Below are 20,465 nucleotides of genomic sequence, written 5' to 3'. Positions count from 1 at the left end.
CTTGATAATACCCAATCACTCATTTTACTTACTAAATACTAAATCACATACATAATAATAATATGCCTGTATTGCTTTTACTTATCGAAGATACATTTTCGTGTTCTGTCTTGTTTTTGCCCAAATTTTAGCTTGACGACACTAATTTCATGATTTATCGTTGGTTAAAAGCAATACGGTAGCCCATCTTATGAAAACGTTTAAAGGACTTGGTATCTTGATGATATGTTGTATCATCAATGTAGAAACTATTGCCCAATTTGTAGCATCCGACATCAAAAAGGAAGCTCCAAACAAGAAGTGGTATGAAAAAATATCGCTCAGAGGGTACGCCCAAATTCGTTATAATCGCTTGTTGGAAACCAACGAAAAGCTAAAATGCGAACAATGTGACAGGTCTTGGGGCGAAAACGGTGGCTTTTTTATACGTCGTGGTCGTTTAATTTTATCTGGCGATATATCCGACCGTCTATATATTTACGTTCAGCCCGACTTTGCCTCCAATGTTAGTGGTACATTCCAGCATGCCCTTCAAATTCGAGATGCTTACTTTGACTTAGCCTTGGATACCCACAAAGAGTATCGCCTACGCTTTGGACAAAGTAAAGTTCCTTATGGCTTTGAAAATATGCAATCTTCGCAAAACCGCTTGTCGCTCGACCGTGCCGACCCAACCAACAGCCCTGTGGCAAACGAACGTGACCTTGGTGTATTTTTCTACTGGGCTCCCACCAAGATTAGAGAACGTTTTTCATACTTGGTATCATCGGGACTAAAGGGTAGTGGCGACTATGGTGTATTTGCCTTTGGGGTTTATAATGGACAAAATTCTAATAGAGCCGAAATGAATAATCAACCCCATATTGTTTCAAGAATTACTTACCCTTTTAAATTAAAAAGTGGACAAATTATAGAAACTAGCCTTCAAGCCTATTCTGGACAATATGTTATAGAAAAACATGCCAAAAACAATGCGAAGAACGTTTCATTCAACGACCGCCGTATTGCAGGTACACTTGTGGTGTATCCTCAGCCAATAGGTTTTCAGGCAGAATATAATATAGGTGAAGGGCCAGAATTTAATCCGAATACAATGACTACCGAACATAAAAAACTACAAGGCGGATATGCCCAACTGATGTGGAGAAAAAAGATAGACGAGAACTACATTACACCTTTTGTAAGATACCAATACTATCAAGGCGGAAAAAAGCATGAGATTGATGCTCGTAGTTATTTGGTCAAAGACCTTGAAATTGGTGCAGAATGGCAACTAAAAAGCTATTTTGAACTTACGGCTGTTTATACCATTTCGGATAGAACTTTTGAAGATGCCAACCTACCCGATAATCAACAGAAGGGAAATTTGTTACGTTTACAGGCTCAATTCAACTTCTAGTACAAAACCAACATCAGTGATTTTGAAATCTAACATGAAAACATAAATCATCCCAAATTTTTAGAAAAAACAAGGCGGTCGAAATTAGTTTTTCGACCGCCTTGTTTGATTAATAGTCAATAAATGCCTAACAGTTGTGTGTGTTTTTCCAATAAATACACACAAGAGGTCTCTATTGCAAATTATCTCCAAATGCGGGATGACTCATGCTGGTAGCTTTATGCTCTTTTTAGTTCAAAAAGTGTTATTTCGGGTGGCATTCCTACACGCCCAGGATAACCAATATAACCATAACCTCTGTTTACATAAAGCTTTTGATTGCCTTCTTCATACAACCCAGCCCATTGCTTATAAGCATATTGTGCTGGCGACCACGTTACATCACCTACTGTAATACCAAACTGAGTACCATGGGTGTGCCCCGAAAACATTACGTCGATATCTTTAAACTTTTTATTAACCTCACTATCCCAATGCGTTGGGTCATGAGACAACAGTAATTTTACCGCAGCTTCATCTGTTCCCTGTACTGCCTTCGACAAATCGCCATAGGTATGGAAACGAGCCTGTCCACTAATATTTTGTACGCCAATAATAGCAAGTTTTTCACCATTTTGCTCTATAAAGCGGTTTTCATCGTTTAGGACATCCCATCCTAATACTTTATGTGCCCTATTGAGGTCTTTTAGATTTTGGGCCTTTGCCGCAGGGCTTGCCCACTGTACATAGTCGCCATAATCATGATTGCCAAGCGTAGAAAACACACCCAGAGGAGCTTTTATTTTACTAAAAATATCAATATATTCTTGTACTTCCGAGGCTTTGTTATTGACTAAATCGCCCGTAAAAAACACCATATCAGGTTTTTGATTAAGCAACATTTCGATACCTCCCTTTACAGCTACTTTGTTGAAAAAACTTCCAGAGTGTATATCCGAAATTTGGGCAATCGTTAAGCCCTCAAACTCTTTCGGCAAGTTTTTCAAGGCTAATTTCACTTTTCGAACACGATAATCGTGTGCACCAGACAAAATCCCCCAAGTCATTGCTACTGCTGGAATAGTACCAGCTACTACGGCCGTTTTCATCAAAAACTCTGAGCGAGAAATAGGTGTTGCCTCTATATTACTAGCTACTGGCGATGCCAAAACACCTTGTACCTTTGCTATAACCCAACGAACCAAACGCCCCAAGTCGTCAATCAATAAAAACAATATGACAAAGATTTTGGAGAAATAATTCATAAATACGCCTACCATAATCCATGTTCTGAGGCTCTTACCCAACCAGTCGGGATTGGTAAAGTTGTAAAGCCACATACCTACGATGGTAATAGCACTGACTCCCCAAAAAATATATTTTGCTCCATTCTGAACGTTTTGTGAGGTATTCTGAAACGAAACCCTAACGGCCTGCCAAACGTACCAATCGATTAATAAAAAAATGGCCGTTACGATAGGAATAATAAGTAGTTTATTCATGTGATATTTTCTAAAATAATGCGTTTTGATTTAGCTCTGTTCTGAAAACATCAGATCCTATACATAGGTTTCGATTTGCTTTTTTTTGTGATGAATGGTTGATTCTTTATACAAAACTCCAAGGTTTCTGCCGATTTCACTGATTCCAATATCCTCATAATATCAAAAACTACTTTTGTGGCTATTTTTCAACCCAACCATTTACTATATTTTCTGCGTTTTTGTTGATTATCAATTAAAGATTTTGGAACTTCTTACGTTAATTCCCCAAAAGAACTTTAACCCTGACTTTCAAGTATTGATTATACTACAATCATTGATTGTAAGCCTTAGTAAACCTTTAACTTTTCTCGATTGAAACAATCGTTTTTAACCAATGAAAATCTTCTTTTCCATTAGCAAACCGCTATTATTGATTGTTCCTATTCTGTGCTGTTTGTGCTTTTCTTGTTCTCAGTTTGGCGATGTCAAAGTTGCTAGTCACAATTTTGAGGATGAAATTGAGCAAACACAAAATTTGGTATTTACTTTCAACAAAGACCTTGTACCAGCTTCGGAACTAAATACTTGGTTTTCGACTGAATATATTGAGTTTTCGCCCAAAATAGAAGGCAAATACAAATGGACAGCCCCCAACGAACTTATTTTTTCGCCAGCCGTTGGTTTTGAGCCTGCCACCGAATACAAGGCCGAGGTATCTAAATTGGTACTTAACAAGGCCAAAGAATCGTACGAGTTAGATACCGACGAAATTAGTTTTCATACGCCCTATCTCAAGCTAGACCAAATAGAGTCTTTTTGGGCAAAATCTCGTGAAAATGGACAGGGTATTGCCATGCTCAAGCTCAATTTCAACTATCCTGTCAACCCACAGGAAGTAGCTAAAATGTTATCTATTCAGACAAACGATGACAAATCTTTAACCGCCCTAATTAACCAATCGGTAGCTACTTCGAGTGTGGTGGTTCGCCTAAAAGACCTTGCTCCTGCCGACAACCAAACTTTGGCAATAAAATTAGAAAAAGGGCTTTCGTTACCTGCTTCTAAGTTTACAACACCCGACGACATTACTAATAAAGTGGTACTTCCCGACCCAAAGAATTTAGAAGTACTGGCAGTAGAACATGGCTTCAACAATAATCAAGGATTTATTAAGGTTGTGTTTAATCAGGCTATTGTTGCCGAAAACCTCAAAGATGCTTACCAGATTAGTATCAATGGCCTTGCAGAAGCTACTCGGGAAGAAGATACTGCTATAGAATATGACTCGTTGGGCAATCCCATCGAAAAGGCTATCGCCGAGAAGAAACCCCAACAAAATACCATAATCAGCACCAAAACGGAGCTTATCGAAAATGGATTTATTATTTCGGGCGATTTCAATGAAACCGATAATTATATTCTTAGCATCAATGAAAAAACAAAGGGTGTTTTGGGTGCAAACCTAGAAGATGTATATACCAAAGATATTTATTTTGGTGAGATGCCCGCATCGGTAGCTTTTCTGAATAAAAAGGCTGTTTATTTAACCTCAAAAGGGAATAAAAATGTTGCTATCAACATTGTCAATATTCCAAGGGTAAATGTCAAAGTAGCTAAAATATACGAAAATAATATCCTTAATTTCCTTCGTCAAAACAGATATGAAGACTATGATTATGATAATGAATCGGCCAATAATTCAGGAAAAAACTATGTGTATTACGAAGACGAGTCAGGATTATACTCAGATATAATTGTTAATAAAACCGTCGAAACAACCAATCTACCTAAAGCCAAAGGCATACGAGCCTTGAACCTTTCTTTGCCCGACCAAAATAATATTCGGGGGATTTACTTGGTAAGTATCAATTCGACGGATGAATATTTCCGCAATGCCACCAAACTGGTGAGTATTTCGGATATTGGCCTTATTACCAAACAATCAGACAACGAGCTATTTGTTTTTGCCAACTCTATCAAAACTACCGAACCCATTGCCAATGTTGAAGTTACATTGGTATCTAGCAATAATCAAACGGTTCAGAAACTCAAAACTGATTCTAAAGGTGTTGTTTCTTTTAAAGATTTCAAAAAATCTGGCTTCAAAATAGCCATGATTACGGCTCATACCGAAGAAGACTTCAACTACTTGTTCCTTGACGATACAGCAGTAGAAACTTCCCGATTTGAGGTTGAGGGTAAACGAGACAATATATCAGGATTTGAAGCTTTCATTTATGGCGACCGAGATATTTATCGCCCTGGCGAAACGATTCATCTGAATACAATTATCCGCAACCAACAATGGAAATCAGTAGGTTCGATTCCTGTTAAAGTTCGGCTGATGCTACCCAATGGCAAAGAATACCGCACTTTTCGCTTAGAAACCAATCAGCAAGGTGCTGTTGATGTATCTATTCCTACCGACCGCTCTAGTGTTACGGGTACATATATAGCCGAAGTATTGAATGGCAACGATGTACTCCTGACCTCTCGCAATATTGCTATTGAGGAATTTATGCCCGACCGCATCAAAGTAGACATCAAGACCTCTAAAGAATTTTTTAAAAATGGAGAAAGTATTCAGGTAAATGCTTTTGCTCAAAATTTATTTGGGCCACCTGCATCTAACCGAAACTATGAAATGGAGTTTAAGCTGGCACGAAAAGCATTTTTACCCAAAGCCTATTCCCAATTTATCTTCGATATTCAAGACAATACCAATTTTGAAGCTATTACTCGCCAAGGTGTTACCAACGAAAGCGGGCTGGCTTCCGAAAGTTTTCAAGTACCTGCCACTCTGTCCGATATGGGCGTTTTGGAAGGCAAAACGTATGTAACTGTTTTTGATGAAACTGGTCGCCCTGTCAATCGCCTCAAACGCCTTGATATTTTTACCCAATCGGTATTTTATGGGATTGGTATGGCCGACAGCTATATTGGTACAAATACCCCTGTCCAAATTCCGTTGGTTGCACTCAACAAAGATGGCCAGCCTGTTACTGCCAAAGGTAAAATAGAAATTGTGCGGTTTGATTACCAAACCGTTATTGAACGCAACCCTGACAAGTCGCTTAAATATTCTTCCAAGAAACAAACCAAGGTGGTTTATAATCGTACTGTTGATTTTAGTAAAGGTCAGGCTACTATTGCTTATGCCCCTCCTATTTCGGGTGAATACGAAATACGGGTACATCGAGAAGGAGCAAAATCTTGGACAGCTCAGGCTTTTTATGCCTATAGCTGGGGCAATACCGAAAACTCATCGTTTGAAGTAAATACAGAAGGCCAAGTAACCATGGAGTTTGACAAGGATAAATACCAAACTGGCGATAAAGCCAAAGTTTTGTTTAAAACCCCTTTTGCAGGAAAATTGCTAGTAACCATAGAACGAAATAAAGTACTAGAATACCATTATTTACAAACTGATAAAAAATCGGCAGAATTAAGCTTTAAAGTTGGGAAAGAACACCTTCCCAATGTATTTGTATCGGCAACCCTTATTCGCCCAATGGACGACTCCAATCTTCCTCTAACAGTGGCTCATGGCTATGCTGCTGTGATGGTCGAAGATGAAGATACCAAAATGCCAGTTGAAATTGTAGCAGTCGAAAAATCACGGTCAAAAACAACTCAAAAAATCCGTATCAAAACCCAAGCTAATGCCGAACTAACTGTAGCAATTGTAGACGAAGGGATTTTACAACTGAAAAATTTCAAAACACCCGACCCACATGGCTTTTTTTATCAAAAACAGGCTTTAGAGGTCAATAGTTTTGACTTATATCCCTACTTATTTCCTGAACTATCTATCAGAGGCTCTTCAAGTATCGGTGGCGATGGTTATGATTTAGAAAAAAGAGTAAACCCTCTTACCAACGGTCGAGTAAATTTAGTAGCTGTATGGTCTGGTAAAATTACCAGTAATAGCAATGGTGAGGCCGAGGTCAATGTCAGTATTCCGCAGTTTTCGGGCGACCTCCGTATTATGGCTGTGGCTTATAAGGACAATGCCTTTGGGTCGGCCACCAAAAACATGAAAGTTGCCGATCCATTAGTAATTAGCACAGCGTTACCACGCTTTGCTAGCCCCAACGATGAAATCCAAATGCCTGTAAATATTACCAATACAACCCAACAAAATGCCTCGATTAGTGCTACAGTTAGTACATCTGGAGGTTTAACTATTGGTAGTGTTCGTCAGCAACAACTGGTAATTCCTGCCGAAAAAGAAGGCCGTTTGTATTTTTCTATTAAAGCCAGCCCCATAATTGGCACAGGTAAAGTAGTAGTAACAGTAAATGGTCTAAAAGAAAAATTCTCGGAAAGTATCGACCTTACCATTAGGCCGTCGAGTTCGCTAATAAAAACTACAACCTCAGGAAGCATTTCAGCCAATCAAACTGTGAATATTTGGGCAGGAACACACGATTTTATTGCATCAAGTATAAAATCTACCCTAACTGTCAGCAAATCGCCAATGGTGCAGTTTTTTGATAAATTTGAACATCTGTTAGGCTACCCTCATGGCTGTATCGAGCAAACAACCTCCAAGGCATTCCCGCAGCTCTATTTTAGAGAGCTCACTACTCTGATTCAAAAAGGCAAAAACCCTTATCTTAAATCAGGCGAAAATGAACTTAATCCAAGTAATAATGTGATTGAGGCTATTCATAAAATTGAATCTATGCAACTTCCTAATGGGGCTTTAGCTTACTGGGCAGGCTCGGACAAAGAAAGTTGGTGGGGTACGGCCTTTGCTTGTCACTTTTTACTTGAAGCACAAAAAGCAGATTTTGAAATCAATAACAATACGCTAGGCCGACTTTTAGAATACCTCAATAATCGCTCAAACAAAAAAGAAACGCAATCGGAATATATTTATCAAGCCGATAATTCGTTCTCGACAAGAACGATTGCCAATCGAGAAAATATTTATGGTATTTATGTGTTGGCATTGGCTGGCAAACCCAACAGAGCCGTCATGAATTATTACAAAGCCAATGAAAGCCTTCTATCGTTAGATGAAAAATACTTATTGGCTTCGGCATTTGCACTGATTGGCGACCCTAAAAGCCAAAATATCTTGCTTCCTAAAACGTATTCACTAGAAACAACAGAACGCCAAACAGGAGGTAGTTTCAGCTCTCCTATTCGTAATTTGGCTTTAGTACTTAATACATTAATAGATACCGACCCTCAAAACTTACAGATTCCGGTATTAGCAAGGTTATTATCACAAAGTTTGAAAGCACAACCGTGGCTGTCAACCCAAGAAGAAGCTTTCAGCTTTTTGGCCTTGGGCAAGCTAGCCAAAAAAGCCAATAACACACAACTTGTAGCTACAATCAAAAGCGGTACACAAACAGCATCGTTTACAGGAAAAGATTTGCTCATAAACCACATTGCCAACCAAAGCAGTGTCTCAACAAAGGGAAGTGGTATTCTATATTATTTTCTATCGAGTGAGGGGCTAAAAACAAATGGTCAGGTAGCTGAATCAGATAATTATTTGCAAGTTCGGCGTTCGTATTATACTCGTAGCGGGCAGCCAATTGCTCAGGCAAGGTTCAAGCAAAACGAGCTTATTATTGTAAAAATCACACTTTCGAGCAAAGTACCTGCCGAAAATATTGTCATTACAGATATGTTACCTGCTGGTTTAGAAATCGAAAACCCACGATTAACCGCCGACAGAGATTTAATATGGATAAAAGACCAAACTAATCCCGAGCATTTTGATATTCGTGACGATAGAATCAATTTCTTTACAAGTATCAATGCCCAACAGCAAAGCTTCTATTATTTGGTAAGAGCTGTTTCAAAAGGCAAATTTACCCGTGGCCCAGTGAGTGCCGATGCCATGTATAATGGCGAGCTAAGGAGTTATCACGGAGCAGGTATTGTAACTGTAGAATAAAACAAAAAGCCTTCCCATTCAATATAGGGAAGGCTTTTTACTAAAGCGTCTTTACTGTAAGAACAGGGTCAGGAAACGGAATGCTATCTTTATCGAATTGTTTTTTGATATGTTCATTCATAAAATACTGGGTTTTATCAATATCGGCCGAGCTTATCCAAACCTTTACATCAAATACGATAGCACTATCGGTTAATTTTCCTACCAAAATGTCATATTTACGTTCGCTAGTCAAAAAAGGACAATTATCGATAACCGTTTTGATAGAAGCCTTCGTTTTATCAATATCGGCATTGAGACTGGTTTGAAACTGCATATCTACACGAATAACGCCTTTCCTTGAAATATTCATAACAGGCGATGTCGATAAATTTCCGTTAGGCAAAATAATGGTTCGGTGGCTTGTTGTACTAATAACAGTATTGAATATCTGAATAGATTCTACATAACCTGTATAACCATGTACTGTAATAAGCTCGCCTACTCTGAAAGGTTTAAATACTAAAATAAGTACTCCACCTGCAAAGTTTGATAAGCTTCCTTGTAAAGCCAAACCTACTGCCAACCCAGCTGCACCCAAAGCGGCAATAAAAGATGAGGTTTGAATTCCTAACACACCAGCACAACTTAGCACCAACATAATATTAAGTGCCGCACGGACCAACGATGCCAAGAAAGGCTGTACATCAGGATCGATACTTTCAAGTTTCATTTTTGATGTCAAAAGCACTATCACTTTTTTGATGAGCAATCGACCCAATAAAAACAAAAGTACACACATTAATACCCTAATACCGTACTGAATAACAATAGGTAATCCTTTTTCAGGAAAGGATTCTAGGTAGCTGCTAGCAAGATAAATGAATTTCATAGGCAAAAAAAATGCGTCCCTGTTTCAACAAGAACGCATACAACAATTGTAATATTATTATTTCTCTACCTGAGAGTAGTTTAATTCAACAGGAGTATTACGTCCGAAGATTTTAACCATAACGTTAAGTTTTTTCTTATCGTCAAAAATTTCTTCTACAGTACCTTCAAATGTAGAGAAAGGGCCATCAATAACCTTGATTGTTTCACCTTTTGTAAATGAAATAGCAGCTACTTCTTCGATAGGGGCAACCTCATCAATTTTACCTAAGATTCTTTTGATTTCGCTAGCACGCAAAGGAATAGGCGTTTTAGACGTTTTACCATCGTTCCAGCTCAAGAAACCAATTACACCTGGCATAGAAGTGATAATGTGAGAAACCTCACCATACTTAATATCAGCTTCTACGAATACATAACCTGGAAATAGTGTTTTTTCACGAACAATCTTCTTGCCATTACGTATTTCGTAAATCTTTTCGGTAGGTAATATAACTTGAGGAACAAATTCTTGAAGACCTTGTCTTAATACTTCGTTTTCAAGATAACTTTTTATCTTCTTTTCCTGTCCTGAAACAGCTCTCAGAACGTACCAATTAGTTTCTGCCATCTTTATTTTTGATTTCGCTGAGATTAAGAACTTCAGACAATAACACGAATACGTTTTTGGCAAACAATATTCTTTCTAAAATCCTCAATGCTCAATTAGAATGACTGATAGAACAACTCTAAACCAGACTTAAATAGGAAGTCAATCATGCCCACCACAAGAGCAAAAATCAAAGAAGCGACCAACACTAGCGTAGAGCTCGCTTGCAATTCACTGAATTTAGGCCACGTTACATTTTCTGTAACCTCTGTCCAAGAATCTTTAATCAATTGTGTTAATTTATTCATGGTCTTTGTGAATGTTTTGGGCTTTGAGTTTTATTGTACTTGCTCATTGCCTAGTCATAGTTGCTAAATGCTATCCTTTATAAACTTTAAAGTTCCGAATTTTAGCTTTCAAATTTCTAGCTAATTTAAAAAATTAACTTGAAACTTAAAACCAAAAACTCGGAACTTACTTTGCACGGGCACCAGGATTCGAACCCAGACCGAAGGTTTTGGAGACCTCTGTACTACCCTTATACTATGCCCGTATATCTAAGGGAATGCAAAGATAGTTTTTTGGTTTTAATATTGCAAGAATCTGCTTCTTAATTATCAGAAAAAATCTATCAAATATAATTTTATTTTCTTTATTTATGGGTAAATCACTAAAATATAAAGAGTTATACTTGAGCTTTATTTATAGAATAATAACAAAAAATATTTGATGCTTGCACCAAATATCATCTCGTAACCAAAATACTATTTTGATAACCGAGCTATTGAAACATGTTTTATGCTTGAAGGAACGGTATTCTAAAAAGTATATTGCTTTTGTTATTTATACAAATAGGCTTTTAAAGTCTTGTTTTTTTACTATTCAGAAAACGATTTCATTTGTCAGCTAATACTTAAACTAGATAAAACAATTGTACAGAGTAGTTGAAGTATTATATCGAATATTTTCCAAAAAAGAAGGCATTGCCTTTCGACAATGCCTTCCTAATATATGCTCAAATCAAAGAGATTAGTCTAAGATTTCAGTTACCTGACCAGCACCTACAGTACGTCCACCTTCACGGATAGCGAAACGAAGACCTTTGTCCATAGCTACTTTGTTCAATAATGTAACGTCGATTGTCAAGTTATCGCCAGGCATACACATTTCAACACCAGCTGGCAACATGATTTCTCCTGTTACGTCAGTTGTACGGAAATAGAATTGTGGACGATATTTGTTGAAGAATGGAGTGTGACGACCACCTTCTTCTTTTGACAAGATATAAACCTCAGCTTTGAATTTAGAGTGAGGCTTAACTGAACCTGGCTTACAAATAACCATACCACGACGGATAGATTCTTTGTCGATACCACGCAACAACAAACCTACGTTGTCACCAGCTTCACCACGGTCAAGGATTTTACGGAACATCTCAACACCTGTTACTGTTGATTTCAATCCTTCAGCACCCATACCCAAGATATCAACTGGATCACCTGAGTTAATAACACCAGTTTCGATACGACCAGTAGCTACAGTACCACGACCTGTAATCGAGAATACGTCTTCAACTGGCATCAAGAAAGGCTTATCAACATCACGTTTTGGAAGTGGAATCCAGTTATCAACTGCATCCATCAACGCTTCGATAGTAGCAACCCATTTTGGTTCGCCATTCAAACCACCCAAAGCAGAACCTTGGATAACTGGAATGTTGTCGCCATCGAATTCGTAGAAAGATAACAATTCACGAATTTCCATTTCAACTAGTTCTAACAATTCTGGGTCATCAACCATATCCACTTTGTTCATGAATACAACCAATTGAGGTACACCAACCTGACGAGACAACAAGATGTGCTCGCGAGTTTGAGGCATTGGACCATCTGTTGCAGCAACTACGATGATAGCACCGTCCATTTGAGCAGCACCAGTTACCATGTTTTTAACGTAGTCAGCGTGACCTGGACAGTCAACGTGAGCATAGTGACGGTTTGCTGTTGAATATTCTACGTGCGCAGTGTTAATAGTAATACCACGTTCTTTTTCTTCTGGAGCTGAGTCAATTGAAGAGAAATCTTTCTTTTCAGCAAGACCTTTTTCTGACAACACCTTAGTGATGGCAGCAGTCAAAGTAGTTTTACCGTGGTCAACGTGACCGATTGTACCGATATTTACGTGAGGTTTACTACGGTCAAAATTCTCTTTTGCCATGATTATTTAGTTCTTAATTAGTTTTATAAAAAGAATGAAAAAATTGATACTTTTCAACGTCCAACTACCAATAGATAAAAGTTTCTTGGAGGATTCTTAAAGGTCTATGCTAATTGTTGTTTTGAGTGGAGCCTTTGAGCAGGATTGAACTGCCGACCTCTTCCTTACCAAGGAAGTGCTCTACCACTGAGCTACAAAGGCAGATTTTAAGAGACTTTAATTTTGAATCTTTAGAGTCGAACTGAAGTTCTTAAAACTATAATACGTTACAAACAGAAATGGTTAATCGTTAATCGCTAATTCGCTAAACTATTAACTATTAACTATTAACAATCAACCATCTTATTCTTGAGCGGGAGACGGGGCTCGAACCCGCCACCTATAGCTTGGAAGGCTATCGCTCTACCAAATGAGCTACTCCCGCTTTACTATAATTGGTACGAACAAAAATTGCAAAATAGACGTGCCTATTTGTGCAATTAATGTTTTACTTGTGGGGACAGATGGATTCGAACCACCGTAGGCATACGCCAGCAGATTTACAGTCTGCCCCATTTGGCCGCTCTGGTATATCCCCTTTTTTCTTGATTTTGTTTACTTTCACATATCGTTCTCGTGAAAGAGTGTGCAAAAGTATATAGATTTTTGATATTGTCAAAGGGTATTTGAAAAAAAATTTAATGTTTTTTTTCAATATTTCCTTAATTATCGCATTATATACTACATATAATACTGAAAATCAGAGCCTAATGTACATAATTACAAACCCATTAGACTCTGAAAAAAAATTAAACTTTTTTGTGTGTTTTAGAACCGTACTCCAAAATTTAAGCCTCCAACCTTAGGCCCTCTGCCCGTTTGGAATAAATCTGTAAGGTCATAATTAAAGAATAAATCTGGAAAATCTTTTAAACCTAGTTCAAATGCTAAGCCATAACGAACATTATTGATGTAAAAACTGCTGTGATTCCAAGCCTTGTCGCCACTTTTGTCTTCTTTGGTTTTGGTGTAACTGTCCAATCGATAACCAACATACCCTCCTGCTCCAATATAACTTACAGCACTTCCTCTTTTAAATGCTACATAAGGCATAATAGGTAGGTTGATATAAGCTACGGTCAATTTATTGCGCGACAAGTCTACTGGCTGGCCATTGTTATCTACATAATCTTTGAACTCAATATTATTAGCTCCTTTAACAATATAGCGATTGTTTTCAAACATAAAGTTGTACCACGAAAACTCTAAGCCATAGCTTAATTTTAAAGCTGCTGATTGTCCTTTACTAATATAGGTACTTCTTGTCCAACCAAATCCAAAATATCTTGAACCAAATGGACTCAATTCAAAATCTTTACTATTATATTGCCCACCAATCGAACCTGTATTGGAAAAGGCATTCAAACCTAAATAAATATTAAAACCTGTTCGTGAGCCGTACCCTTGTGTTCTGCGATTAACACGAGTGGTATCTCTCCATACTACTTTTGTTTCTTCTGTGCCATCTTTTACCACCACTCCATTAAAACTTACGTGGACTTCTTCATTGCCATCTTTGACATGTACACCCGAAAATCCTACTTTTACGTCTTTCTTATCATTGTTTCTTGACGAATTATAGGTAGTATTTGTATTTACAGAAACATTAACATTTTCGGAGTGCTGTGCTTTGATAGCTACATTGATACTTTTGTTGTTTTGGGTAATTACTAATACCGTATCTTTGGTAATATCACTATTGACTACTCGGCGAATACCTTTCCATGTTTCATCGTCCAACACTAATCCGCTTTTTTGAAATAAGGCTTGTAAATCTTCTTTGAGGCTGGTATTGGTATTTTTACCATCAATAACCGTTTGATTACGTTTGTCTATTTTAATGATAGTTGAATCACCCTCATATCCTTTGGCCAAGCCTTGATTAAAAATACCTGACAAGAAGGTGATGCCTACAACAATAAATGATTTTATAAACCCTTTTGCTACTTGTTTTGTGGTTATCGTTTCCATGACTTTATAAGGTTATACCTCAGTTTAGATTTTTAATGTTTATGTATCCTAGATGCTTGATTGCGATTGTTGGTTGCATCTATTCTTGAATATTTATTTTTCTGAATAACGACTATTATTGACAGTTTCTAAAATGGAATCCTTGGTATTTTCTAGCTTAGCATCGGCTCGTGCAAGCACCTTTTGGGGCTTTAGTCCAATTTCATTCCAGTTGACACCTTCTCCATTTTTAGCTCTTTTCAATTGCTGCCAAATTCTACTGACTCTACTAGCTTTTTTGGTATTTTCACTTTCTACATCTTCGTTCACAATAGATGATATTTCGGGTTTGGTATCAACCATGCTCAGCACTATTGTTTCGGTTTCGAGCTTTTTCTTTTCTATATTGGGTTGCTCTATCACCAACACAATCGTATTATTGGTATTTGTCAAAGCCCTATCTGGTGTAATCTGGGCTATATCAATATGTTCTTCAACGGCCTGTTTCACCAATGGATTTGTATGAAGCAATTGTTTATTTTCTGAGGTTTTTTTCTGAATTTTCCTCGTTGGTATTTCAGCCTGAGCTGTCAACACATTTGCTGGTACTGGAGTAACTACCTCTTTATAGGCTTTTTGCTTAGGAATATCTATAGCTGGATTGACAGTTGGGGCGGTAGTTGTATTTTGTTTTGTTATAACACCCGAAATAGCATCTGCTTGTGAATGACTTTCAAGGCTATTGTACACAAAATATGTACCTGCTCCTAGCAAAAATACCACCGAAGCTGCACGGGTATATTTCCACCAAAGTGGCACTATTTTGGTGTCAGAATTTTGAAGTCTGGCATTCAGTTTATCCCATGCTTCAGGACGAGGTTTACGCTCATAGTTTTGTAAGCGTTCGCCAAAATATTTATCTATATGAGACTTTTCCATGAGCGTTTTTAGTTTACTGTCGTTTTTTGGCTAGTGACTGCGTTTTGCAAGATAACTCTTGCTCTGGACAATTGTGATTTTGAGGTACTTTCGGTGATTCCCAACATCTGTGCTATTTCGGCGTGTGAATATCCCTCAATAGCATATAAATTAAATACCGTTCTATAACCTACAGGAAGTGTTTCAATGAGTTTTAGTAAATCTTCAACCTCTAAAGCATTATTAAACTGTTCGGGTTCGGGTTCGTACAAAATAGTATCATAACTAGTTTCTAATTTAGCTTTTTTATTACTTCTTAAGTACATCAAAGCCTCGTTGACCATAATTCGTCGTACCCATCCTTCAAAACTTCCCTCTAATTTAAAGGTGCTTATCTTGTCAAACACCTTGATAAAACCCTCAATCATTATTTCCTCAGCCTCAAAGTCATCGTGTACATACCTAAAACATACACCAAACATTTTTGATGAATACTTTTCGTAAATTCTTCGCTGAGCTTTGGGATCGCCTTTTTGACAGGCTTTTACCAGAGCTTCTTCAGTTTGGAAGATTGATAAACCGCTAAGTTGTAAAATTTTCACGATAACTGTCTTGGTTTAGTTGATGTATCGTAGATGAAAAAGCTACATAAAAGGTTGCATGAGTTCTACCGAATTTTCAACTTTACGCAGTTTTTATTTTTCTGTGATATTGTAGGTGTATTATTCGTCCTTTTTAATCTAATTTTTATGAATTCTTCCGCTCCGATTGGCATATTTGATAGTGGTATTGGTGGACTGACTGTTGCTTATGCTGTAACAAAGTTACTTCCCAACGAAAATATTATTTATTTTGGGGACACCGCCCACCTTCCTTATGGCGATAAGTCGGCGGCGGCAATTCAGGCTTATTCTATAAAAATATGCAATGTATTGTTACAACAAAAGTGTAAAGTTATTTTAATTGCCTGTAACTCGGCTTCGGCGGCAGCTTTCGAGCTGGTAAAAGAATATGTTGGTAGCAAGGCCAAGGTTATTAATGTAATCGACCCTATTATTGAATATATTTCTGACAATTATGCCGATAAAACGATTGGACTAATAGGTACAAAACAAACTGTTAATTCTAATATTTACCGTAAGAAAACTGATTTGCTAGGGAAAAACATTGTTCTCAAGTCGTTGGCAACACCTTTGCTTGCACCGATGATTGAAGAAGGTTTTTTCAACCACACTATTTCTGAAAGTATTATTACCGAATACCTTCAAAACTCTACGCTCGATGGCATCGAAGCACTCATTTTGGGTTGTACACATTATCCTCTTATCAAAGAACAAATAGATAATTATTACAAAGGGAAGGTTTCGGTACTTGATACTTCCGAAATTGTGGCCAAATTTTTGTACAAATACCTTTCAGAAAATCATTTACTTCACGAAATGAATGCTTATATCAGGCATTTTTATGTATCAGATTATACCCAGTCGTTTGAAACATCAACAAAAATATTTTTTGGAGAACAAATAAGGCTAGAGCATTATCCACTTTGGGAATAAAAAATCCCGTTGTGTTTGGCACAACGGGATTTTTTATTCCTATTACTTAAAGGCTTGTTTAAGTTTTTGACGCATAATGTCTTGGGGAGATAATCCTTTTTTAGAATTTTGCCACCATAAAAAACCCACAACCATTGCCAATATATAAGGAGCTGAAAGTAAATACAAAATACCAGTATTGAGGTTAGATGCAATTTGACTTCGTCCATCAGAAATAGTACTTTCTACCACCGAACGGCACATTGCACATTGTGCAAAGCTAGTAGCCACCGAAACTACAGATAACAAAAGGGTGATTCCTAATTTTTTCATGATATATTTATTGAATCTCAGCTATTTTATTGATAATATGGAGCAATCATCAGATACACAATAACCCCTGTAACTGACACATACAACCAAAGCGGAAAAGTCCATTTTACAATTTTCTTGTGTTCTACAATTTGATTACTCAAGGCATAATAAACAGCCCTTAATACAAACCAAACAACCCCTATAGACAAAAGAATATGTGACAATAAAAAGAAATAATAAATGGGTCTTAAAATACCATCGCCACCATAGGGTGTAGACGGATTTGAGATATGATACAAAATATATAGAATCAAAAACAGCCCCCCTTGAATAAAAGAGAGCATCATCATTTTACGGTGATTTTCTATATCTTTTTTCTTGACATACAAAAAACCCGCAATTAGCGTAATAGAAGTTGTTGTATTCAAAATTCCGATAACATGAGGCAATACTCTTGTCCATGAACCCAAATCTATTTTTTGGCGAATACCAATCAACAGTGCTACTGCCAAAGGAATAGCAATAGACAAAATATTGACGAGTTTTTCGTTCTTTTTATCTTTTTGAATTGAGAATGATGACATATTTTTAGTGGATTATATAAATCAATCGATATTACTTTATAATAACCATTTTTCTTATTTTTCTGTTTCGTAAATCTTCTGTAAAACTCTAATTTCAAGAATCAATCTATCTACATCTTTTTTATCAGTTCCATCATAAAAACCTCTGATATATCCTTCTTTATCCACCAAAATAAGTTTTTCGGAATGAATAAATGTTTCGTCGGGAGTTTTTATTGCTTTATCGTATTCAGAGGCATCAGCTACTGGAATATAATAGCCTTTGATAGCCAATGGATAAATTTGCTGGCGAGTACCTGTCAAGAAATGCCATTTGCCATCGATTGCACCATATTCTTTAGCATATTGTTTCAGTACCTCAGGCGTATCGTGGCTTGGGTCGACAGAGAATGATAGCAATTTAACCTCATTGTCTTTGGCAAATACATCTTGGACACGACTCAATTGCGTTGACATTTTCGGGCATATAGAAGTACATCTTGTAAAAAAGAAATCAGCAACATAGATACTACCCTTAAGGCTCGTGCTAGCAAAAGGTGTTCCTTTTTCGTTGACCAAAGTCCAGTTTGGGATAGTATGAAAAACGGTATCCATTTCGGGTTCATTCCATCTTGGAGCGGGATTTTTTTTCATTTTCACCTCGCCAGTTGTTGAATCAATCACTGGAACCATTTTGGGAAGCTGGTAGTGGTTTTCACCAAAACCCTTCAGGAATAAAAAAATTAAAGCTGGAACAGCTAATGCAGTGATTAGAATTCCAGCTTTGATAAATTTTTGCATATACTTAATGCTTTAATTGCTTATATTGTGGAATATACCAACAACAACAATTTTGAGAATCAATTATTAATAATATAAGTGACCACCTTCGTAGATTAACGCAGTTAATAACCACGCTACAAACACAACAGGAAGTAAGATCATCCACATAAGTGTTTTCACTTCATGCTTCAAGTGCATAAATTCTCCTACAATATAGAATGCCTTAACAATAGTCATACCAGCATAAATTGCTACACGCAAGCCGTTTGCTGGCAAAGTAAATGCAATAGCAAATTCAATTGCTGTTAGAATCAACAAAATCCAGAATGTTTTCCAGATTGGGCCTGTTTGTGCTGGTGGAATTACTTTTTCCTCAGTACCGTGAGAATGTCCGTGTGATGCCATGATAATAAATTTATATCGTTTATGAATATGAAATGTCATGGATAATATTATCCATGACAAATATTTTCGATAGATTATACCAAATAGAAGAAGGTAAATACAAATACCCAAACCAAGTCAACAAAGTGCCAGTAAAGACCTACTTTCTCAACCATTTCGTAATGTCCACGACGCTCATACAAACCTGTTGCTGTGTTAAAGAACACCAAGATATTTAGGATAACGCCAGAGAATACGTGTGTACCGTGGAAACCAGTGATAAAGAAGAATAAATCTGCAAACGCTGGAGGGCCATACGGGTTACGTGTTAAATTAGCACCATCGATTGGGTTGCCTAATGCGTCTTTAGCTGCCAACGATAATTCAGGGCCATGGATAAAGTGACTCCATTCCCAAGCTTGAGAACCCAAGAAAGTAAAACCACCGATGATAGTCCATAACAACCATTTCTCCACTGCAGCACGGTCACCTCTGTGGCCTGCTTCAACAGCTAATACCATTGTTACTGAACTAAAAATCAAAATAAAGGTCATAATACCAACAAAAATAAGTGGAGCTTCAACGCCGTGCATAAATGGCAAAGCTGCAAATACTTTATCAGGAATTGGCCAGTGAGTAGTGGCAAAGTAGAACTGTTCGTGAGCACCAGCCCATGCAGGTTGACTAAAACGAATCATTCCATAAGCTACTAACAAAGCTGAGAATGTGAAAGTATCCGAAAGCAAGAAGAACCACATCATGATTTTTCCATAGCTAGCTTTCAAAGGTTCTGAACCACCCGCCCATGTCAGTTTCTCAGGAACAGCAGGTGCTGCGTGAATTGAAGACATCTTTTTTACTTTTTTGGTTAAATATTAATTACTAAAATTATTGATGATCGTTAAACTTAACGATTGAAATACAAGAAAAAGAAGAGATATAACCAAAGGCCATCCAAAAAGTGCCAATATGTAGCACATAGCTGAATTCTAGTTAAGTTTTTTGAATTGATACTTAGTCTAAATGACGACACTAGAGAAAATAACAATACAATCAGGCCTGAGATAATGTGTAACCCGTGAATACCTACAAATACATAAATCCAAGATGAAGCAACATCGCTTCCCGAGAAATGTAATTGATTATTGACAAGGTCGGCAAAACCAAACCATTGCATCATCAAAAAGGCTATTCCGAATGCAAAAGTAATAGAAATTGCTATTTTGAGTGTATTGTAGTTATCTTTTTTTGCGGCACTCACAGCTAAATGCATAAAGAAACTACTAATCACCAGTATTCCAGTCGAGTACAAAAATATATTGGGTAATTCAAATTCGTGCCAATTGCCTTCTGCTTTTCTTACTAAATACCCCGAAGTCCAGCCTGCAAACATCATCGTTATAGATGCAATCGCTAACCATAACATAAACTTTTTAGGGTTCATTGATAAGGTTTTGGCTGGTTGTTCACTTAAATCTATGTCTTTCAAATGTTCTTGTGTCATGGTTATAAATTTGTCT

Annotated in this window: 17 protein-coding genes and 4 tRNA genes; 3 read left to right on the top strand and 18 right to left on the bottom strand. The window is 37.2% G+C overall.

Annotated elements, in window-relative coordinates; genetic code table 11:
• Positions 1–190: 190 nt before the first annotated feature.
• The gene (locus FLEMA_RS0143060; protein ID WP_144080139.1) at positions 191–1,399 is read left to right on the top strand and encodes a porin; all 1,209 of its coding nucleotides are present in this window, start codon (positions 191–193) and stop codon (positions 1,397–1,399) included.
• Between the two features lie 218 nt (positions 1,400–1,617).
• Here FLEMA_RS0143060 and FLEMA_RS72390 read toward each other — a convergent pair whose 3' ends face one another.
• Positions 1,618–2,880 carry a metallophosphoesterase gene (locus tag FLEMA_RS72390; RefSeq protein ID WP_044172944.1) on the bottom strand — a complete coding sequence of 421 codons (1,263 nt, stop codon included), beginning with the start codon at positions 2,878–2,880 and terminating at the stop codon, positions 1,618–1,620.
• Between the two features lie 376 nt (positions 2,881–3,256).
• Here FLEMA_RS72390 and FLEMA_RS0143010 point away from each other — a divergent pair, with 376 nt between their 5' ends.
• The gene (locus FLEMA_RS0143010) at positions 3,257–8,782 is read left to right on the top strand and encodes an alpha-2-macroglobulin family protein (RefSeq protein WP_081681362.1); all 5,526 of its coding nucleotides are present in this window, start codon (positions 3,257–3,259) and stop codon (positions 8,780–8,782) included.
• Positions 8,783–8,822: 40 nt separating this feature from the next.
• Here the strand turns inward: FLEMA_RS0143010 and FLEMA_RS72385 are convergent, their stop codons facing one another.
• From FLEMA_RS72385 to FLEMA_RS72365, 11 genes are all read right to left on the bottom strand, one after another.
• Positions 8,823–9,653 carry a mechanosensitive ion channel family protein gene (locus FLEMA_RS72385; RefSeq protein ID WP_044172941.1) on the bottom strand — a complete coding sequence of 277 codons (831 nt, stop codon included), beginning with the start codon at positions 9,651–9,653 and terminating at the stop codon, positions 8,823–8,825.
• 57 nt (positions 9,654–9,710) lie between these two features.
• Positions 9,711–10,262 (bottom strand): transcription termination/antitermination protein NusG, encoded by a 552-nt coding sequence (gene nusG, locus FLEMA_RS72380; RefSeq protein ID WP_044172938.1) that lies wholly within the window; start codon positions 10,260–10,262, stop codon positions 9,711–9,713.
• Between the two features lie 95 nt (positions 10,263–10,357).
• The gene (gene secE / locus FLEMA_RS76630) at positions 10,358–10,549 is read right to left on the bottom strand and encodes a preprotein translocase subunit SecE (protein ID WP_026996822.1); all 192 of its coding nucleotides are present in this window, start codon (positions 10,547–10,549) and stop codon (positions 10,358–10,360) included.
• A 174-nt stretch (positions 10,550–10,723) separates the two neighbouring features.
• Positions 10,724–10,794, bottom strand: a tRNA-Trp gene (locus tag FLEMA_RS0142960).
• 476 nt (positions 10,795–11,270) lie between these two features.
• The gene (tuf, locus tag FLEMA_RS0142945; protein WP_026996821.1) at positions 11,271–12,458 is read right to left on the bottom strand and encodes an elongation factor Tu; all 1,188 of its coding nucleotides are present in this window, start codon (positions 12,456–12,458) and stop codon (positions 11,271–11,273) included.
• Between the two features lie 126 nt (positions 12,459–12,584).
• A tRNA-Thr gene (locus FLEMA_RS0142940) sits at positions 12,585–12,659 on the bottom strand.
• Between the two features lie 150 nt (positions 12,660–12,809).
• Positions 12,810–12,882 (bottom strand) — tRNA-Gly (locus tag FLEMA_RS0142935).
• A gap of 70 nt (positions 12,883–12,952) precedes the next feature.
• A tRNA-Tyr gene (locus tag FLEMA_RS0142930) sits at positions 12,953–13,035 on the bottom strand.
• Positions 13,036–13,265: 230 nt separating this feature from the next.
• Positions 13,266–14,468, bottom strand: coding sequence for an outer membrane beta-barrel protein (locus FLEMA_RS72375; protein ID WP_052354198.1), 1,203 nt, complete (start codon positions 14,466–14,468; stop codon positions 13,266–13,268).
• Positions 14,469–14,561: 93 nt separating this feature from the next.
• Positions 14,562–15,386: a hypothetical protein gene (locus tag FLEMA_RS72370; protein ID WP_044172935.1), complete on the bottom strand. Its 825-nt coding sequence runs from the start codon at positions 15,384–15,386 to the stop codon at positions 14,562–14,564.
• Between the two features lie 8 nt (positions 15,387–15,394).
• Positions 15,395–15,970, bottom strand: a complete 576-nt coding sequence (locus FLEMA_RS72365; protein ID WP_081681361.1) for an RNA polymerase sigma factor — start codon at positions 15,968–15,970, stop codon at positions 15,395–15,397.
• A gap of 144 nt (positions 15,971–16,114) precedes the next feature.
• Between FLEMA_RS72365 and murI the strand changes: the two genes are divergently transcribed.
• Complete coding sequence (murI, locus tag FLEMA_RS0142870; protein WP_044172931.1) at positions 16,115–16,921, top strand: glutamate racemase; 807 nt, start codon at positions 16,115–16,117, stop codon at positions 16,919–16,921.
• Positions 16,922–16,963: 42 nt separating this feature from the next.
• Here the strand turns inward: murI and FLEMA_RS72360 are convergent, their stop codons facing one another.
• The 6 genes from FLEMA_RS72360 to FLEMA_RS72335 all read right to left on the bottom strand — a co-directional run bounded on the left by FLEMA_RS72360 (position 16,964) and on the right by FLEMA_RS72335 (position 20,449).
• The gene (locus FLEMA_RS72360; RefSeq protein WP_044172928.1) at positions 16,964–17,233 is read right to left on the bottom strand and encodes a CAMCR motif-containing small membrane protein; all 270 of its coding nucleotides are present in this window, start codon (positions 17,231–17,233) and stop codon (positions 16,964–16,966) included.
• Between the two features lie 26 nt (positions 17,234–17,259).
• Positions 17,260–17,799 (bottom strand): DUF420 domain-containing protein, encoded by a 540-nt coding sequence (locus FLEMA_RS72355; RefSeq protein WP_044172925.1) that lies wholly within the window; start codon positions 17,797–17,799, stop codon positions 17,260–17,262.
• Between the two features lie 54 nt (positions 17,800–17,853).
• Entirely contained in the window at positions 17,854–18,579 is a 726-nt protein-coding gene (locus FLEMA_RS72350; protein ID WP_044172922.1) for an SCO family protein, read from the bottom strand.
• Positions 18,580–18,645: 66 nt separating this feature from the next.
• Positions 18,646–18,966: a cytochrome C oxidase subunit IV family protein gene (locus FLEMA_RS72345; protein WP_044175044.1), complete on the bottom strand. Its 321-nt coding sequence runs from the start codon at positions 18,964–18,966 to the stop codon at positions 18,646–18,648.
• Positions 18,967–19,040: 74 nt separating this feature from the next.
• The gene (locus FLEMA_RS72340; protein WP_044172919.1) at positions 19,041–19,796 is read right to left on the bottom strand and encodes a cytochrome c oxidase subunit 3; all 756 of its coding nucleotides are present in this window, start codon (positions 19,794–19,796) and stop codon (positions 19,041–19,043) included.
• Positions 19,797–19,852: 56 nt separating this feature from the next.
• On the bottom strand, positions 19,853–20,449 hold the full coding sequence (locus tag FLEMA_RS72335) for a cytochrome c oxidase subunit 3 (RefSeq protein ID WP_044172916.1): 597 nt from the start codon (positions 20,447–20,449) through the stop codon (positions 19,853–19,855).
• Positions 20,450–20,465: the final 16 nt, after the last annotated feature.

Source organism: Flectobacillus major DSM 103 (assembly GCF_000427405.1).
Classification (GTDB): domain Bacteria; phylum Bacteroidota; class Bacteroidia; order Cytophagales; family Spirosomataceae; genus Flectobacillus; species Flectobacillus major.
The sequence above is the reverse complement of the archived record's forward strand: the minus strand, read 5'-3'. Positions and strand labels throughout refer to the sequence as shown.

Excerpts from the sequence above, each read along its gene's own strand:
- FLEMA_RS0143060 (WP_144080139.1), top strand. The coding sequence starts at position 191 with ATGAAAACGTTTAAAGGACTTGGTATCTTGATGATATGTTGTATCATC.
- FLEMA_RS72390 (WP_044172944.1), bottom strand. The coding sequence starts at position 2,880 with ATGAATAAACTACTTATTATTCCTATCGTAACGGCCATTTTTTTATTA.
- FLEMA_RS0143010 (WP_081681362.1), top strand. The coding sequence starts at position 3,257 with ATGAAAATCTTCTTTTCCATTAGCAAACCGCTATTATTGATTGTTCCT.
- FLEMA_RS72385 (WP_044172941.1), bottom strand. The coding sequence starts at position 9,653 with ATGAAATTCATTTATCTTGCTAGCAGCTACCTAGAATCCTTTCCTGAA.
- nusG (WP_044172938.1), bottom strand. The coding sequence starts at position 10,262 with ATGGCAGAAACTAATTGGTACGTTCTGAGAGCTGTTTCAGGACAGGAA.
- secE (WP_026996822.1), bottom strand. The coding sequence starts at position 10,549 with ATGAATAAATTAACACAATTGATTAAAGATTCTTGGACAGAGGTTACA.
- tuf (WP_026996821.1), bottom strand. The coding sequence starts at position 12,458 with ATGGCAAAAGAGAATTTTGACCGTAGTAAACCTCACGTAAATATCGGT.
- FLEMA_RS72375 (WP_052354198.1), bottom strand. The coding sequence starts at position 14,468 with ATGGAAACGATAACCACAAAACAAGTAGCAAAAGGGTTTATAAAATCA.
- FLEMA_RS72370 (WP_044172935.1), bottom strand. The coding sequence starts at position 15,386 with ATGGAAAAGTCTCATATAGATAAATATTTTGGCGAACGCTTACAAAAC.
- murI (WP_044172931.1), top strand. The coding sequence starts at position 16,115 with ATGAATTCTTCCGCTCCGATTGGCATATTTGATAGTGGTATTGGTGGA.
- FLEMA_RS72360 (WP_044172928.1), bottom strand. The coding sequence starts at position 17,233 with ATGAAAAAATTAGGAATCACCCTTTTGTTATCTGTAGTTTCGGTGGCT.
- FLEMA_RS72355 (WP_044172925.1), bottom strand. The coding sequence starts at position 17,799 with ATGTCATCATTCTCAATTCAAAAAGATAAAAAGAACGAAAAACTCGTC.
- FLEMA_RS72350 (WP_044172922.1), bottom strand. The coding sequence starts at position 18,579 with ATGCAAAAATTTATCAAAGCTGGAATTCTAATCACTGCATTAGCTGTT.
- FLEMA_RS72345 (WP_044175044.1), bottom strand. The coding sequence starts at position 18,966 with ATGGCATCACACGGACATTCTCACGGTACTGAGGAAAAAGTAATTCCA.
- FLEMA_RS72340 (WP_044172919.1), bottom strand. The coding sequence starts at position 19,796 with ATGTCTTCAATTCACGCAGCACCTGCTGTTCCTGAGAAACTGACATGG.
- FLEMA_RS72335 (WP_044172916.1), bottom strand. The coding sequence starts at position 20,449 with ATGACACAAGAACATTTGAAAGACATAGATTTAAGTGAACAACCAGCC.